Below are 16,844 nucleotides of genomic sequence, written 5' to 3'. Positions count from 1 at the left end.
TATAATTAGAAAATGATCACAGCCATGACGGAAGATTCTTCAGGATATCTTCTGTCATTTTTGTTAGATCAAATTGAGGCTCCCAACCCCAGTCGATGCGTGCAGCAGAATCGTTGATAGATTTTGGCCATGAGTCTGCAATTGCCTGGCGAAAATCCGGATTATAGGTGATCTCAAATTCGGGTATATGCTTTTTGATCTCAGCAGCTATTTCAGAAGGGCAGAAGCTCATCGCTGAAATGTTATAGCTTCCTCTTTCATTGATTTTTTCAGCTGGAGCTTCCATCAAGTCTAACGTTGCTTTCACAGCATCATCCATATACATCATAGGAAGATAGGTATCGGATTTGAGAAAGCATTCAAATTTTTTATCCGTTAATGCCTTAAAGAAAATATCAACGGCATAATCTGTAGTGCCACCACCCGGTTTTGTTTTATAGCCGATAAGCCCGGGGTAACGAAGGCTTCTTACATCAAGCCCGCGATTTTTATGATACCACTCACACCAGCGTTCACCTGCCTGCTTGCTGATACCGTAGACCGTTGTTGGGTCCATAACAGTATCCTGAGGTGTTTTTATCTTCGGTGTTGTAGGGCCAAACGCTGCAATAGAACTGGGCCAGTATACTTTTTGGATTTTACATTCAACAGCTGCATCAAGTACTTGAATAAGACTGGTCATGTTGAGGTTCCAGGCAAACTTGGGATTCTTTTCTCCTGTGGCCGAGAGCACAGCTGCCAGGTGATATACTTGTGTGAAATTATTTTTGCGGATAAAATCGATGAACTCTTTTTCTTTAAGTACATCCAGTATTTCGAAGTTACCAGATGCCAGTATTCCCTGCGGCTCCTTAATGTCGCTTGCAATGACGTTCTCCTTGCCGTGCAAATTCCAAAGACCTTGTGTTAATTCCGAACCCAACTGCCCGCCTGCACCAATAACAAGAATTTTCTGTTTACCCATTGTCTATCTGTTAAGTCAGCTTTCACCTCGCCTGCTACCACCAATATGTGGAAGTTAATGGTATCTGATTCGTTAAAAACGCGGGGCGAAATTACCAAAAATTAGCAATCGGCTATCTTACGTTAGGATTCGTTTTACATTAACTTTACGCCGTGAATTTTGAGGCTTATTTATCTTCGAAGAAAATTGATTCGGCTGCTTTCAAAAAAGCAGAACCTGTTCTGTGGGACTCGTGGAGAAGGGAATTTGAACAACTTCATCCGAATAGTTTCACTGCCCAGAAGTTGTATCTCATAAACCCGGTTCGCAGAAAATATCAACTTGCGATTGAGTCGTTGCCACAGGTTATACAAGCCGTTGAGAAAATTGCACCCGCCACAGAAGTCAAGCCTGTATCTCCCGCCATAGCAGATGCGCCTGTAGCAAAACCGGCAGTTGCAAGACCTGTAATGAAACCGAAGCTTCCTGCAGCTCAGCCAACATCTCCGCCATCAACAGCATCAACATCGGCAGAGCCCGTTTCATCTCCTGCAGAGCCGCCATCATCCAAACCGGTAAAACCCGTTATGGCGCGGCCGGTAATAAAACCAAAGCCGCCCGTTGCAGAAGGCGCGCCACAGCAAACATCAGAATCAAAACCAGCTATAAATTCAGGTGATGATACTGCCGCCAAAGATATACCTGCCAAGCCTGCGAAGCCGGTAATTCCCAAGCCAGTTATCAAACCGCCTAAACCCAAAACTGACTGACACATGTATAAGAAACTACAGCCTGTTCTAGAGAAAGAATTGCAGACGATACGTGACGCAGGACTTTTCAAAAAAGAAAGAATCATCATTACACCACAGGGCGCGGATATACGCACAAGCGATAACAAGGAAGTAATTAACTTTTGTGCGAATAATTACCTGGGGCTGTCATCGCATCCGCGTGTGATCGAAGCAGCAAAACGGGCGATCGATACACATGGCTTCGGAATGTCATCTGTACGCTTCATCTGTGGCACACAGGATATCCATAAAGCACTGGAACAAAAAATATCCGAGTTTCTCGGTACAGAAGATACTATACTATATGCAGCCGCTTTTGATGCCAACGGTGGTGTGTTTGAGCCGTTGTTCGGAGCAGAAGATGCGATCATCTCAGATGAGTTGAACCATGCTTCCATTATCGATGGCGTTCGCTTGTGTAAGGCCATGCGCTATCGATATAAGCACAATGATATGGCTGATCTTGAAAAGCAACTGCAGGATGCGAAGGCAGCAGGTGCAAAGCAGATGATTGTTGTTACGGATGGCGCATTCTCCATGGATGGCACCATAGCACAGATGGATAAGATCTGCGACCTCGCTGATAAGCATGAAGCGCTTGTAATGACAGACGAATGCCACTCCTCAGGATTTATAGGTAAAACGGGAAGAGGTGTCCCTGAATACCGTGGAGTAACAGGACGGGTAGACATTATAACAGGTACACTAGGTAAAGCACTCGGTGGAGCCTCGGGAGGATTTACCTCCGGCAGAAAAGAGATCATAGAGTTACTTCGCCAGCGTTCGCGGCCTTATCTCTTCTCCAATACACTGGCACCTTCTATTGTAGGCGCTTCCATTGAAGTGTTCAACATGCTTTCTGAAACTACTGAGCTTCGTGACAAGCTGGAGCAGAATACAAAATATTTCCGCAGCGAAATGACCAAAGCCGGTTTTGACATCAAGCCCGGAGAGCACCCGATTGTACCCATTATGCTTTACGAAGCGCCACTGGCACAACAGTTTGCAGACAAGCTATTACAGAAAGGAATTTATGTAATTGGATTCTTCTACCCCGTAGTAGCGAAAGGTCAGGCGAGAATACGAGTACAGATATCCGCTGCTCATGATAAGCATCACCTGGATAAAGCCATCAAAGCTTTTACAGAAGTAGGTAAAGAGCTTGGTGTACTGAAATAGAAAGGCTTAAAGCCAAAAGCAGAAAGCGCAAAGTCCGGGAGTATCAGGCTTTGCGCTTTCTGCTTTTAACTTTAAGCTTAATTTACTTAATGCGAAATTCCTTTTTACGTTTCTCTACAATCTCGCCCATCTTCGATGTATCTCTGCACATGAGGCCAAAGGCAGGATCGATGTTTTGTGAGGGGAAGAAGTATATACTTCCTTTCTTGCCTTTCACCTTCAGTTTATAGAGGTTGAGGTAAGGAACGATTTTCAGCGACTTTACTTCGGGCCATTCAAAACGCTCGTTCCGGTGTCCTTCCAGTATAACAATCTTGTTTTTGCCAATGGCAACCCGTCTGATCTTGTCTGTAATGAAAGAGAAAATAAAAAGACAGATCAATCCAATCGTAAAAAAAATCAGAGCAACAAAAAAGCTCTTGGCATTGAACTCGCGATCAATGATGATAACTCCTCCTACAATCCACTGAATAAGTGTAAGAGCGAGGAAGAAATATTTCGCGATGTAAAATTTAACGGGGCTTGCTTCTACCATTTTCATCACACTACAATTAATAGCCAAATCAAAATTACGACAGAAGTTACAAGAAAGTTTTATGTTATGAAACTTTCCGTACACTTAACTTTCTAATCTCTCTAGTCTTCTATCACAACCGGAAAATCCTGGCCACGACTAAAGGTATACGGATACTGCGGTCTGCCTTTCAACTGACGCGTCATCTCAGGCACCTGGTCGTCAATGTATGACTTCAATTCGTATATAGTAACCTTTCCATCTTTCGGTGCTCCGTCTGCAGCTCCTTGTAGCGCTTTGATCAGCACGTATGTAAAAAGACCGTGGCCCAATTCGGCAAACTCGGTAGCGAACTGCTCACTGCCAGCCGAGGCCATTACATGAATACCAGCACTCCGTGACAACTGTGCTATAGCCTTCTCTTCGCCGGCACCGCGTGTTGCCAATAATTCAACGGAGCCGCCCGACTGGCATGCGTCCATTACGATAAGTTGTTTTAACGCTTTTATATGCTTCAGCTTTTCCTGTAACACACCGGCTTCGATAGCTTCTTTTTGCAACGAGGAAGGATCGTATAGTCGCAGGTTGTCTGTAGGTATAAAGTAGAACTTGTCGTCTACCATGCTACCGTGGCCTGCGTAGTAAAAGATGAAAACATCTTCCTGGCTTATGTGCGCAGCCAGATCATCCATGGCCTTCAGTATCTGTTCGCGTGTAGCGTTGTTATCGTATAACGTGCGTAACTCAATGTTCTTGAAAAGCTGTGTACTTTTTTCATCTACAATTTTGCTGAACGACTCGGCATCGGGTTGGGCATAGTTCAGGTTAAGTTTGCTGTTCTTGTACTGGTTTATGCCTACTGCCAGTATATAGCAGGTGCTGCTCTTGGACGGATGGTCAGAGAATATCTCCGTGCTGTGCTGGTCTGACTCGATCCTGTCTTTGTTGCTCGCCACTACCGAGAAGGTGTTGAGACCTCCAATCAGATCAATGCTCTGCTTATAGGTTGTAGACTGCCCTTTGGATGATGGAAACTTCAGCGCTTCCTGGTTGAGGGCTATACTTTTTCCATTGTGCAGCACGCGAAGGTTTTCAGCACCGGCACCATTGTCAATTATTCTGACGTAAAGCTCTGCCTTGCCCTGGGTAGAGGGTACAACCGCTACACGTACTGTAGGCGGTGGTGAGCTGTTCAATTTTCCCTGTATACCTTTTTTCTCTTCGCCACCTCGGTTTTGAAAAATTTTCGGAAGAAGATCAGGACGATAAAAATCATTGAAGAACTGATCGACTGAATATGTTTTAGTGCCATTTACGAAGTGAATGAACTTGCGCGCATCGTCAGTGCCGTTGAAATAACCATCCGGATTTTTTACCATCCAGTCTTTCTCACCAATGTGAATGTGTTCAAAGAATTCTCTGCCACTGCTGAGGTCCCAGAATTTAGTAACTCCGTCTACGCTGTGGCTGATCAGCATTTTGTTGTCAGGACTGAACAACAGCGTGGTGATTTCCGCCTTGTGTCCTTCAAATGTTTTCACTACCTGTGCCGAAGCTATATCCCACACGCGGATAACCCGATCGGCTCCGGCAGAATATATATACTTCCCATCCGGATGAAAGATCGCTGTATGCACAGCACCACGATGCCCTTTCAGCTTCTTCGTCATAAGCCCTGTGCTGATATCCCAGAGTCGAATGGAGCCATCCCAGCTCGCACTCATCAATGTTTTTTGATCGGTGCTTAGCCGGATTGAAGAGATTATATCTGTATGACCAATGAAGTTCCGCACTTCTTTTTTCGTATCCAGTTCCCATAACTGCAATGAGTTGTCGAGACGCGCGGTTATCAGGTATAGATCGGTAGGATGGAAGAGTACATTATAAACCGAGTAACTTCCAAAGTCGAAATAGCTGAGCATTTTGCCGGTGGTGAGGTTATGAATTTTCATGGAAGCATCCCAGCTACAGGAAACAGCCGTAGTCTCATCGCTGTTGAAATGTATATCAAAGATTGGCTCACGATAACTTTGTATCGACTGAAGCGAATCGCCCGTTTGTACATCCCATAGCATGATCTTACCGTCACCTCCTCCGGTTAAAAGTTTGCTGCCATCTTTCGAGAGATCGTAGCACAATACACCTTTTTTGTGGCCTACATATTCCATCAGGTTTTTCCCCGTGGCGATGTCCCAACGTTTTACCTTTGTGCCAAATTTACCTTTAATCAAAGTCTTGCCATCTTTCGAGATGAGCAGTGAATTTTTAAAACGCACATAACGCGCTATATTCGACTCCCAATAAAAATTAGGGTCGTAATTCAATCCGCCTTTGTCGCGTGTGTTGAGAAAACCGGTGAGCACCAGTTCTTTTCTCTTCGAAATAATGTTCCAACGGAAGGCCGTATTGTTATCACATGAAACAAAGAGATGTTTGTTGTCGTGAGCAAACGCAATCTCGTGGAAGTCGCCTTCATCGGCAGTTAGCGTTGCTATTGCCTGGCCGGAGGCTTCATTAAAAACAGTTATGTCTTTTTCGGTAGCACGTGCCAGTAGCTTTCCATCGTTGCTCACGGCAATGCCTGTCAGGTCTTCTTCTGTTTGAGGATACTCCTGTGCCAGCGTGAACGATGATAGTATATATTTCCGGCCGGCTGAATTATGCGATACAGCATACAATGCCTTGCTGTCGGCACTAAATTCTACCCGTGTGCCACAGCCACCACAAAATCCTTCTATCGCAAGGTCTTTTACCAGCTTCCAATGCGTTGTTTCATACAGGCTCACTTTGCGATTATCCTGACCAAAAGCAACCCACTGACCATCGGGGCTTACGCCGATATCAACACCACTCCCTAAACCTTTATCCGGATCGACCGGGCACTTCGCTATAATTTTTCTTGTCTTGAAATCATATACTACTGCAGTGTCTCCATAGCCTGAATCATTGTAGCCGGCATGAATGAAGAAGCGCATTCTCGGGTCGACTGCGATATCGCGTATATAGTCTTTCGTAGTAATGGTATATAGTTCCTTGCCAGTCTTAATATCCCAGATGCGAATGGTTTGGTCGTTGCTTCCTGTGAAAAGTAAATTTCCGCCAGGAGAGAATTGCACACTGGTTACCGTTGCTTCATGGCCCAGAAAACTTCTTACTTCGCGGCCCGTACTCACTTCCCAGAGCCTGGCAGATTTGTCTTTGCTCCCGGTAGCTACATAGTTGCTGTCGGGACTAACAACTACCGTTACCACGGCCAGTTCGTGTCCTTTCTGTACAATGGTTTCTAATGATTGAGCGAAGACAACAGGCGCGAGTAAAATGAAGAGAAGGGTCGGTATAGATTTCATGCCAGTATAAATTGAGACATGAAGGTAACAAGATTTATGCTTTTGCCGGGGATGCAGAACTTTCGGTAGACTCGTGTTCTTCTTCTATAGTCATTTCTTCCCAATTGGCAGGTTCATCATTCCGCAGATATTCCAAAATCTTTTGCTCGACTTGTTTCAGTTTGAGTGCACGCAGGTATTTACCGTTGCGCGCCAGAATAAGGCGACCTGTCTCTTCCGATATAGCAAGCACCAGTGTATCGGTACTTTCAGACATACCTACCGCGGCACGGTGGCGCAACCCGAAATTAGGGGGAAGGTGATCGTTCTCGCTTACCGGCAATACACAGCGCGCTGCCCGCAAGCGGCCTTTGTGAACGATGACAGCACCATCGTGTAAAGGAGAATTTTTATTGAAGATTGAGATCAGTAATCGCTTATTTACTTCAGCGTCTAATGCATCACCGGTTTGCGCATAGAACTTTAGCTCCGTATCGCGCGAGAAAACGATGAGAGCTCCCGTCTTGGTAGCTTTCAATGTCTTTACCGCTTCAATCACCTGCAGAATATCAAAGTCATCGTGATACTGATGGCGCCAGTTCGAAATGGTTTTGAATATATTTTCACGAAACTCCGTTCCTCGTCCGATCACGAGCAGAAATTTTCTGATCTCAGGTTGAAAGAGAATAATCATGGCCAGTACGCCTACGCCCATAAACTGCCCCAGTATAGTTGTGAGCAATTCCATTTGTGCAGCGCGTACAATGAGGTATACCAGGTACAAGGCCAGCATACCCAAAAATATATTGACAGCTATACTGCCACGGATGAGTTTATAGATCTGATATAGTAAAACGCTCACCAGCGCTATATCGATGAAGTCAACCCAGCTTACCTCCAGAAATCCTATTTTGAAAAGAAAGATCATCCTGAAACAAAAGTAAGTAAAAGTATTGGCCGGCAATTATCAGACCGTGGTTTTAGCGAATGGATACATAACCTTGCCGGTCAGGGTTACAGCTTCAACGGCAGCCTGTACATCGTGCACGCGCAAAATGCCTGCGCCCTTTAGCAAGGCAATGGTGTTGAGTGCGGTGGTGCCGTTAAGGGCAGCTTCGGGAGTAGTAGACAAGGTTCGCCAGATCATAGACTTACGGGAAAGCCCGGCCAGCAGGGGCTTGCCGAGTATTTGAAAGTGATCGAAGTGATTGAGCAGCTCAAAGTTCTGGTCAACTGTTTTCGCGAAGCCGAAGCCGGGGTCAACAATAATATCGCGAACGCCTGCCTGGTGTAAAGTGTGGATGTTCTGATGGAAGAAATTGGTGATGTCTTTCAACAGATTCTCATAAGTAGTTTGCTGCGTCATGGTTTGCGGATTGCCTCGCATGTGCATCAATATATAGGGCGCCTTGAGGTGCGCCACGGTTTCAAACATCTTGTCATCGATAGTTCCTCCCGATACATCGTTGATCATGCAAGCGCCTTCAGCAACAGCCGCCCGCGCTACTTCGCTTCGAAAGGTGTCGATGGAAACGAATGTATCCGGGAAGTTTCTGACAATACCACGGATCGCCACCACCACACGCTTCCATTCTTCTTCAACCGAAATTTCGGCTGCACCGGGCCGTGTGGAGTAGCCGCCTACATCAATAAAAGTGGCACCTTCCTGCACCATCTTTTCGGCTTGTTTCAATATTTCGTTCTCGGAAATATACCGGCTGCCGCTGTAAAAACTGTCGGGCGTAACGTTGAGAATGCCCATTACCCTGGGCGTATGCAGGTCTACAAGCCGCCCGCGGAGGTTCAGTGTTTTGTTTGTGGAAAAAAAATTATTTTCGAAAGCGGATTTCATGCCCGTCATAGATGGAATTGTCATTCAAATTAAGAAGTTTGCGAGCTAAAGTTTTATCCCTTGATCGAAAAAACATCCCAGGAATATAAAACGGTGATTGCTGTTTGCAGGTCGCTGTTCGAAAAGAAAACGCGCGACTATGGCACGGCCTGGCGAATATTAAGGCTTCCTTCCATTACCGACCAGATTTATATCAAGGCACAACGCATCCGCAGTATTCAGGAGAAAGGCGTGCAAAAGGTAGACGATCCGATCCGCGATGAGTTCATCGGTATCATCAACTATTGCGTTATCGCACTCATTCAGATACAGCTGGAAAAGTCTTCGGCCATGGAAATGTCGTTTGAAGAATTGCAGCCGCTGTACGATGGTGCTGTGAATGAAACATTCGAGTTGCTGCAAAACAAGAATCATGACTACGGTGAGGCGTGGCGCGAGATGCGGGTAACATCCATTACCGATATAATTCTGATGAAGCTGCTGCGCGTAAAGCAGATTGAAGATAACCAGGGCAAAACATTGGTGAGTGAAGGAGTGAAGGCTAACTACCAGGACATGATCAACTACGCAGTGTTTGCTATGATAAAATTGGGGAACGACTGATTGAACTATACCGGCATGAGAAAGATTATTGACCAGTTTTCGAGATTTTTTGTTGGAGCGCTGTTTATTTTCTCGGGCTTGATCAAGCTCAACGATCCGATTGGCACCGAGATAAAAATGGAAGAATACTTCGAAGTATTTGCCGATGATTTTGGCTCTTTCTTTTTGTTCTTCAAATCATACGCGCTTGAGATTGGATTTATACTTATCGTGCTTGAAGTGGTGCTGGGTATAGCGGTGTTGATCAATTACCGCATGAATATCACCACCAAAATATTGCTGGCGTTAATCGTCTTCTTTACGTTTCTCACATTTTACTCTGCATATTTCAACAAGGTAACAGACTGCGGATGTTTTGGTGATGCCATTAAGCTTACACCATGGCAGTCGTTTACAAAAGATGTTATACTCATTGTATTCATCCTTCATTTATTCTGGTATCGAAAAACGTATCAGCCGGTGTTGTATAGCAGGGAAGGAAATATTGTGATCATTATATCAACCATCGTATGCATCGGTCTGGGGGTTTATGCCATCCGTCATTTGCCGTTCATTGACTTTCGCGCCTATAAAATTGGTAACAATATACCGCAGCAAATGCAGCCGCAGGAGCAACCGAAGTTTGAGTATATATTTCAACGCAAAGACAATGGCGAAGAAGTTCGCTCGGCAGAATACCTGCCCGATACACTGGTGTATAAATATGTAAGCGTACGACAGACCAATGAAGATAAAACGAAAGCGAAGATTACCGACTATACTGTATCTACAGTAGAAGGCGAGGATATAACCCAAAGTACATTCCAGGGCGAAAAACTTCTGTTCATCATTTATGATGTATCAAAAGCTTCGGTAAGCAACATCGATAAGATTCGTCAGTTAGTGAAAGATCTTGATGGTAAAGTAGAAATGATGGTTTTGACCGCCTCCAGTTCAGAACAATTTGAAGCCTTCCGTCATGAATATCAATTGGCCGTGCCGTATTACTTTGTAGATGCGACTGTGTTGAAGACTATCATCCGCTCTAACCCCGGAATCACCGTATGGAAAGACGGAACAGTAAAAGGCATGTGGCACCACAACGATACCCCTGATGCTGCGGAGGTGTTGGAGAAATTGAAGACTGATTAGATATTGAAAGATTGGAGAATTTTAAGATTGAAAGATTGGGCATAGTGATTATCCGCCTTAATCTTTCAATTTTCCAATATTACAATTGTAAAAAATGAAAGTATATCTGATAGGAATGCCAGGTTCGGGCAAAACAACGTTGGGGCTGCCCTTGGCGGAGCATTTAGGTATTCTGTTTGTTGATCAGGATAAAGAGATTGAAAATCGCGAAGGAAAATCCGTACAGCAGATCTTTGCCGATAACGGTGAAGACTATTTCCGCCAGGTAGAGTCGCAGGTATTGCGTGAGTGGGCTGCCTCCCCAAAAAGCTTTGTAATGGCTACCGGTGGAGGCTCGCCTTGTTTTTACAAAGGTATAGAAGTGATTAATGAGTCGGGCATCAGTATATTCTTTGATGTGTCGGTGCAAGAGCTTTTAAAGCGCGTAGGGAAGAATAAGGATCGCCCCTTGCTTCATGCTGCTGACCTGAGCGAGAAAGAAGAAAAACTGAAAACACTATATATAAACCGAATGCCGGTTTATAAGGAGGCACACATTATACTCGATCATCCCACCTTTCAAAGCCTGCTCAAGGCTGTGCAGTTTAGAAAGTAAACCCAAAGGTGATCATCGATGTGGTGATCTTGTTTTTGATACTCACCACCGGCTCCGAAGCATCCGATAAAGTATACGGGCTATAGTAATTGCTGGCTTTACGCTGGATGAGTGCAAAGTCGGCAAAGAATTTCTTCAGCCTCACGCCTACACCACCGCTGATGCTTTCGATCTTATTATCAATGTTTCTATCCTGGAATGTGCTGCTTTGAATGTTATATCCTGCACGAACGCGGAAAATGTTGTAGCGCAGCTCAGCACCAACACGATAGTTGTATACAGCTTTGTAAAGTGATTTGATCTGATCGTTATCGCTGGAGAAAGATACGTCCGTTACATTCGAGCTATACCGCGACTTGGCTGGATTGGTGCGTTCAATATCGGCAGATATAAAACCGTACTTCGATATAAATGCAATGCCCGCACTGAGTTTCAAAGGTGTTGTCAGGCTATAGTCTGAGGTTACTTCATCCGTGGAGGCAGACTCGTTGTTCAGGCGCACATTCTGATGACCGTCCCAGTAATCATAATTCTTCCAACTGGTAGACATAGAAGCGTCATAAGTTTCTGTGAGCTGATAATACGTTGGTGAAGTAAAAGACAAGCCCAGCTGCATAAAATTAAAAGGCCTGGCGATAGCACCCAGCGTTACGTTTACACCAGAGCCGCGCACATTCAGGTTTTCGGAAAGCTGCATGTTGTTGATCACATCCGAGCTATAGCCTTCGCTGTAAACTTTCTGCGATTTATAGTTGAGGGTAGTGATACCAAGACCTCCGCCGAAGAACAGAATGTCTTTATAGTTAGCTCCGTATGAGAAGTTCCATTGATTCGATCTTCCGGTTGTGGTGATCTCTTCGCGCTGATCAGATTCTACAGGAGCATCGGTAAAGTATTGAGAATCCGATCCGGGAGGGTCTAACAAGGTGGTAGGCCCGATCAGGTAATTATAGTATGCCAGTCCCGTAGGGGTATTGTATTGATACTGGCCATTATCGAACTGGCTGGTGTTGGTGCCGTTGGCCTGCTCCATAAAATAATCTACAATCGATGACGTGGTGTTGTGGCCGCTGTAGATGGTTGAATTATTAAAGTCGTTGATCCGTGAAAAGGTAATGCCGAAAGTTCCTCCTTTAAAATCCCCTTCCTGGTCGCGCTTCATGTTAAACACCAGGCTAAAACCCGGTATATTGAATTTGGAGAAGCTTTCGTTATTGGTTGAGCCGTTAAGTGTAGCCTGGGAGTTGTAAAACGAAAGAGCAGGAGTAAGTGTAACTTCCGAGCGATTATACATACCCAGACCGGCCGGGTTAGACTGGGCTGAGCTGTAATCGCCACCCAAGGCTATTTGAGTACCGCCAAGGCCAATGATGCGGGCACTTCCTGCCGGTTGCGTTCTGCCAAACAACAAAGCTGATTCAGCATAACTTTGTGCCCATGCGCTATAATTTATAGACAAGAGAATAACACTCAGGACTATCCCAATACTTTTCTTCATCACCACAAAAAGAATTTTAATTTACGCTACCCTATAGACTAGTGTCTTGTTCTGCCACCGCTGTGTGAGCCGCCTCCGCCACCACCACCAAATGATCCACTGCTTCTGCCACCACCATCAAACGAGCTGCTTCTGGACGGTGTGAAGGATGAATTGCTGGAACGGTTATTAGAATCAAAGAAGCTGCTGCTTCGTGTAGGCGCAGAGTTGTGCCAGTTGTTATTGTTATTATTATTCTGCGAGAAGCCACTTTGCGATTGGGTAGAGGTGCTTCTCCACGATCTGTTATAGTACTCGTTCGAGCTGCGGGTAGTTGTAGAAGGATACGAGTTGCTGGAGAAACGTCCATTAGTAGCACCTGTGTTGCTGCCTGTAGTCGTTGTGCCGGTGCTGGTTGAACGCGTACGTCCGCCGGTGTTGGCAAAATTGGTATAGTGATCGTTGGATACAATACTTGTTCCTCTTGAACCACGCTTGCCGTAAACCACGTTGCGACCATTATCAGAGCCGTTGACTACAACCACTGCAGGATAACCGCCTCCATACCATCCGGAGCCGTATCCATAGCCCATTCCCATGTAAGGACCCCAGGCTGAAGAGTAGCCGAAGTAATAAGGATTGTTCCAGTAGTTGTAATTTCCTCCCCAGCCATAGTTCCAGGAATTACCCCAGTAGTAGCTGAATGAAGTAGACCAGCCGTTGCTCCAGTATGGATTGTACCACGGACTATAATAAGCGTTGCTGTATCCGTAATACGGGCTGTTCCAGCTATTAATAGAAGAACCATAGTATGCTGAAGTATACCATGGATTAGAATACCAGGAATTTAAATTGTTATTGTAGTTGTTCAGATTGCTGGTAGTCTGATAACGATAGTCGTTCAGGTAATAATCCTGATTATCGGTTTGTGCAGTGGCAGCATTGGCGCGTGCTGCATATTCCGGATTAACATTGCGTGCTGAATAGCTGTCAGTAGGGTTGACAAAATTGTCATCCGCTACCTCTTCCATACGCTTCGATTTCTTTACGCTGGCCGCATATGCCTGTTGATCCGCCAATTTTTGCGCATCTTCTTTTTTGCGGTCCTTGCTGTTGAAATACATATCGTCATACTCCTGTGCAAATGCTGCAGAAGAGAAAACTATAGCTACCAGGCTGAATAAGATTGAAGTTTTCATAATGCCTTTGGTTTGAATCTGCTTTTGTAACAAATATTAAACGATAAACCGTTCGATTTGTGTTGATAAAGCTACAAAAATTAGCCAGTATTTAATTTGTTAAAATTTATATTTGCCCTCCGAACAATTTTAAAAACAATAATTATACCAGCATGGCGAAAGAACTCCCAAGCCGAAACGAAGACTACTCCCAGTGGTACAACGACTTAGTAAAGAAAGCCGACCTGGCCGAGCACTCTGATGTGCGTGGCTGCATGGTGATTAAGCCGTATGGTTATTCCATCTGGGAAAAGATGCAGCAGGCACTGGACAAGATGTTCAAGGATACAGGGCATACCAATGCTTACTTCCCGCTGTTCGTGCCCAAAAGTTTGTTCGAAGCTGAAGAGAAGAATGCGGAAGGATTCGCCAAGGAATGTGCGATTGTTACACATTATCGCCTCAAAACTGATCCGCAGAATAAAGGAAAATTGATTGTTGATCCGGATGCACAACTGGAAGAGGAACTGGTAGTACGTCCTACCAGTGAAGCCATTATCTGGAGCACCTATAAAAAATGGATACAATCCTATCGCGACCTGCCTATACTGGTAAACCAGTGGGCAAACGTGGTGCGTTGGGAAATGCGTACGCGTCTGTTTCTGCGCACAGCAGAATTTCTGTGGCAGGAAGGGCACACGGCACATGCTACTGCCGATGAGGCAATAAAGGAAACGGTGCAAATGCTGGATGTATATGCCGATTTTGCAGAGAACTTTTTAGCATTGCCTGTAGTGAAAGGCAGAAAGTCAGAGGGCGAAAAATTCCCGGGTGCTATTGATACTTATTGTATCGAAGCCATGATGCAGGATGGCAAAGCACTGCAGGCTGGTACATCGCACTTTCTCGGACAAAATTTTGCCAAGGCATTTAATGTGCAGTTCACAAGCCGCGAAGGTAAGCTCGATTACGTATGGGGAACATCGTGGGGTGTGAGCACGCGTTTGATGGGAGCGCTGATCATGGCGCACTCGGATGATGATGGATTGGTGCTGCCACCCAAGTTGGCGCCTATCCATGTTGTTATTGTGCCGATCTTTAAAACTGATGAAGAGTTAAACAAGATAGCAGATAAAGTGCAGGAGATATCCACCGCACTCCGCAAGCAAGGTTATGCCGTGAAATTCGATAACCGCGATACGCATAAGCCAGGTTTCAAATTTGCCGAATGGGAATTGAAAGGTGTGCCTGTGCGACTGGCAATCGGTCCGCGCGATATGGAGAATGGCACAGTAGAAGTTGCCCGCCGGGATACAAAAGAAAAACAAGTAATGAAGCTCGACCAGGTAGCAACGGAAATTCCGAAGCTTCTAGAGGATATTCAAACCAATATTTACCAGCGCGCCCTTAAATTCAGAAATGAAGTAACCACATCGGTGGATACATACGAGGATTTCAAGAAAGTGCTCGATGGGAAAGGTGGTTTTGTGCTGGCACACTGGGACGGAACGCAGGAAACAGAAGCTGCCATTAAAGAAGAAACAAAAGCTACCATCCGCTGCATACCCCTGGATGCAAAAGAAGAGGCCGGTGTCTGCATGTATTCCGGTAAACCTTCGTCAAGACGCGTGTTATTTGCCCGGGCCTATTAGTGCCTGGGCAAATACCCTTGCGGGGGTATGTAATTCTTTGCCAAATAATCTGCACATTAGCAGACTAAAAATAACCCAACCTGCTCTCTATGTTGATGTGGATCATTATACTGGCACTTCTGATGATTGGCCTCGGCCTCATCATTGTAGAGCTTGTATTTATACCGGGAACCACCGTGGTGGGATTACTCGGATTGATCTTTACCATTACCGGTGTTGTGATCAGCTATAGTCATTTTGGAAATGATATTGGGTTTTATGTGCTGATGGGAACCATGATGGCTACACTTGTAGCGTTATTCTATAGTTTTCGAACCGGGGCGTGGTCCAGATTTTCATTAAAGTCTTCCAACACCAGTAAAGTAAACGAAGATATTTTGGTCGATCTTCACATTGGCGATGAAGGTGTAACCCTATCAACGCTTCGCCCCATCGGCAAGGCAGAATTTCACGAGCGCGTCTTTGAAGTAAAAACGTTGGGAAATTATATCGAGCAGGGGCAGCGTGTAAAGATTACGCAGATGTACTCGAATCAAATTGTTGTAGAACCTATTAATTAAAATATACCCTTATTATGGAAGCTGCTGGTTTACTTATCCTGGTCTTTGGCGGGATCATCCTGTTTTTTATTTTTCTCTACTTCGTTCCGGTAAATCTCTGGATCACCGCGTTGTTCTCAGGCGTTCGTGTCGGGCTTTTCGAACTGGTGTTCATGCGCATCCGGAAAGTGCCGCCCAGAGTGATCGTAGAGTCGCTGATTACCTCCACCAAAGCAGGGCTTCAGCTTTCAACTTCCGATCTTGAAACGCACTACCTCGCCGGTGGAAATGTGCCGAATGTAATTCGCGCGCTCATCTCTGCAGATAAAGCAAATATTAGTCTTAGCTTCAAACAAGCTACAGCTATAGATCTTGCTGGTCGCGATGTATTTCAGGCCGTGCAAATCTCGGTTAATCCGAAAGTTATTACCACGCCGAAAGTAGCAGCGGTAGCAGCCGATGGTATACAGTTGATTGCTGTAGCACGCGTAACGGTTCGCGCGAGCATAGCACAGTTGGTGGGTGGTGCCGGTGAAGATACGATTCTTGCCCGTGTTGGTGAAGGTATTGTATCCTCCATTGGTTCTGCTAAATCACACAAAGAAGTATTGGAAAGTCCTGATAAAATTTCCAAGCTCGTATTGTCGCGAGGACTGGATGCAGGCACAGCATTCGAAATCTTGTCGATTGATATTGCCGATGTAGACGTAGGAGCTAACATTGGTGCTAAACTTCAGATCGATCAGGCTACTGCCGATTTGAAAGTAGCGGAAGCAAAAGCGGAAGAGCGCAGAGCGATGGCGGTTGCCCTCGAACAAGAGATGAAAGCAAAAGGACAAGAGGCGCGTGCAAAAGTAATTGAAGCCGAGGCAGAGATACCAAAAGCATTGGCTGAAGCCTTTGTAAAAGGAAACCTCGGCGTAATGGATTATTATAAAATGCAAAACGTACAGGCCGATACAGAAATGCGTCAGGCAATTTCAGGTACCGGTAAAACAGGTCAGTCTCCAGCGGGGCCGAAGAAAGAAGGACAGTAATTGGTGGAGTATATCCGTTAATTGTTA

The 16,844-nt window shown here is 45.3% G+C and carries 15 protein-coding genes; 8 read left to right on the top strand and 7 right to left on the bottom strand.

What is annotated here, in order from left to right; translation table 11 throughout:
* Positions 1–16: 16 nt before the first annotated feature.
* Positions 17–964, bottom strand: a complete 948-nt coding sequence (locus tag V7Q33_RS04760) for an NAD-dependent epimerase/dehydratase family protein (RefSeq protein ID WP_331979214.1) — start codon at positions 962–964, stop codon at positions 17–19.
* A gap of 152 nt (positions 965–1,116) precedes the next feature.
* Here V7Q33_RS04760 and V7Q33_RS04755 point away from each other — a divergent pair, with 152 nt between their 5' ends.
* Together V7Q33_RS04755 and kbl are read left to right on the top strand one after the other, a co-directional pair.
* Positions 1,117–1,713 carry a hypothetical protein gene (locus tag V7Q33_RS04755; RefSeq protein WP_331979212.1) on the top strand — a complete coding sequence of 199 codons (597 nt, stop codon included), beginning with the start codon at positions 1,117–1,119 and terminating at the stop codon, positions 1,711–1,713.
* A 3-nt stretch (positions 1,714–1,716) separates the two neighbouring features.
* Positions 1,717–2,913, top strand: coding sequence for a glycine C-acetyltransferase (gene kbl, locus V7Q33_RS04750; protein WP_333819056.1), 1,197 nt, complete (start codon positions 1,717–1,719; stop codon positions 2,911–2,913).
* 82 nt (positions 2,914–2,995) lie between these two features.
* Here kbl and V7Q33_RS04745 read toward each other — a convergent pair whose 3' ends face one another.
* The 4 genes from V7Q33_RS04745 to folP all read right to left on the bottom strand — a co-directional run bounded on the left by V7Q33_RS04745 (position 2,996) and on the right by folP (position 8,629).
* Complete coding sequence (locus V7Q33_RS04745) at positions 2,996–3,454, bottom strand: hypothetical protein (RefSeq protein ID WP_331979209.1); 459 nt, start codon at positions 3,452–3,454, stop codon at positions 2,996–2,998.
* Between the two features lie 95 nt (positions 3,455–3,549).
* A complete protein-coding gene (locus V7Q33_RS04740) occupies positions 3,550–6,774 on the bottom strand; it encodes a caspase family protein (RefSeq protein WP_333819055.1) in 3,225 nt (1,074 codons plus the stop codon).
* Positions 6,775–6,808: 34 nt separating this feature from the next.
* On the bottom strand, positions 6,809–7,681 hold the full coding sequence (gene cdaA / locus V7Q33_RS04735; RefSeq protein ID WP_331979206.1) for a diadenylate cyclase CdaA: 873 nt from the start codon (positions 7,679–7,681) through the stop codon (positions 6,809–6,811).
* 39 nt (positions 7,682–7,720) lie between these two features.
* Positions 7,721–8,629: a dihydropteroate synthase gene (gene folP, locus V7Q33_RS04730; RefSeq protein WP_331979204.1), complete on the bottom strand. Its 909-nt coding sequence runs from the start codon at positions 8,627–8,629 to the stop codon at positions 7,721–7,723.
* A 36-nt stretch (positions 8,630–8,665) separates the two neighbouring features.
* Here folP and V7Q33_RS04725 point away from each other — a divergent pair, with 36 nt between their 5' ends.
* The 3 genes from V7Q33_RS04725 to V7Q33_RS04715 all read left to right on the top strand — a co-directional run bounded on the left by V7Q33_RS04725 (position 8,666) and on the right by V7Q33_RS04715 (position 10,934).
* Positions 8,666–9,208, top strand: a complete 543-nt coding sequence (locus V7Q33_RS04725; RefSeq protein WP_331979202.1) for a DUF1599 domain-containing protein — start codon at positions 8,666–8,668, stop codon at positions 9,206–9,208.
* A gap of 15 nt (positions 9,209–9,223) precedes the next feature.
* On the top strand, positions 9,224–10,339 hold the full coding sequence (locus tag V7Q33_RS04720) for a BT_3928 family protein (protein ID WP_333819054.1): 1,116 nt from the start codon (positions 9,224–9,226) through the stop codon (positions 10,337–10,339).
* 94 nt (positions 10,340–10,433) lie between these two features.
* Complete coding sequence (locus V7Q33_RS04715) at positions 10,434–10,934, top strand: shikimate kinase (RefSeq protein ID WP_333819053.1); 501 nt, start codon at positions 10,434–10,436, stop codon at positions 10,932–10,934.
* On the opposite strand, the gene V7Q33_RS04710 is transcribed toward V7Q33_RS04715, so the two are convergent.
* Together V7Q33_RS04710 and V7Q33_RS04705 are read right to left on the bottom strand one after the other, a co-directional pair.
* Positions 10,924–12,432 carry a hypothetical protein gene (locus V7Q33_RS04710; protein ID WP_333819052.1) on the bottom strand — a complete coding sequence of 503 codons (1,509 nt, stop codon included), beginning with the start codon at positions 12,430–12,432 and terminating at the stop codon, positions 10,924–10,926. The genes V7Q33_RS04715 and V7Q33_RS04710 overlap by 11 nt on opposite strands.
* Before the next feature lie 38 nt (positions 12,433–12,470).
* Complete coding sequence (locus V7Q33_RS04705) at positions 12,471–13,610, bottom strand: hypothetical protein (protein WP_331979194.1); 1,140 nt, start codon at positions 13,608–13,610, stop codon at positions 12,471–12,473.
* Between the two features lie 152 nt (positions 13,611–13,762).
* On the opposite strand from V7Q33_RS04705, the gene proS reads away from it, so the two are divergent.
* The 3 genes from proS to floA all read left to right on the top strand — a co-directional run bounded on the left by proS (position 13,763) and on the right by floA (position 16,817).
* Positions 13,763–15,241 carry a proline--tRNA ligase gene (gene proS / locus V7Q33_RS04700; protein WP_333819051.1) on the top strand — a complete coding sequence of 493 codons (1,479 nt, stop codon included), beginning with the start codon at positions 13,763–13,765 and terminating at the stop codon, positions 15,239–15,241.
* Between the two features lie 89 nt (positions 15,242–15,330).
* Positions 15,331–15,801, top strand: coding sequence for an NfeD family protein (locus tag V7Q33_RS04695; protein ID WP_331979190.1), 471 nt, complete (start codon positions 15,331–15,333; stop codon positions 15,799–15,801).
* Between the two features lie 14 nt (positions 15,802–15,815).
* Entirely contained in the window at positions 15,816–16,817 is a 1,002-nt protein-coding gene (floA, locus tag V7Q33_RS04690) for a flotillin-like protein FloA (protein ID WP_331979188.1), read from the top strand.
* Positions 16,818–16,844: the final 27 nt, after the last annotated feature.

The organism is Ohtaekwangia sp. (genome assembly GCF_036786105.1).
Lineage (GTDB): Bacteria > Bacteroidota > Bacteroidia > Cytophagales > Cyclobacteriaceae > Ohtaekwangia.
The sequence above is the reverse complement of the archived record's forward strand: the minus strand, read 5'-3'. Positions and strand labels throughout refer to the sequence as shown.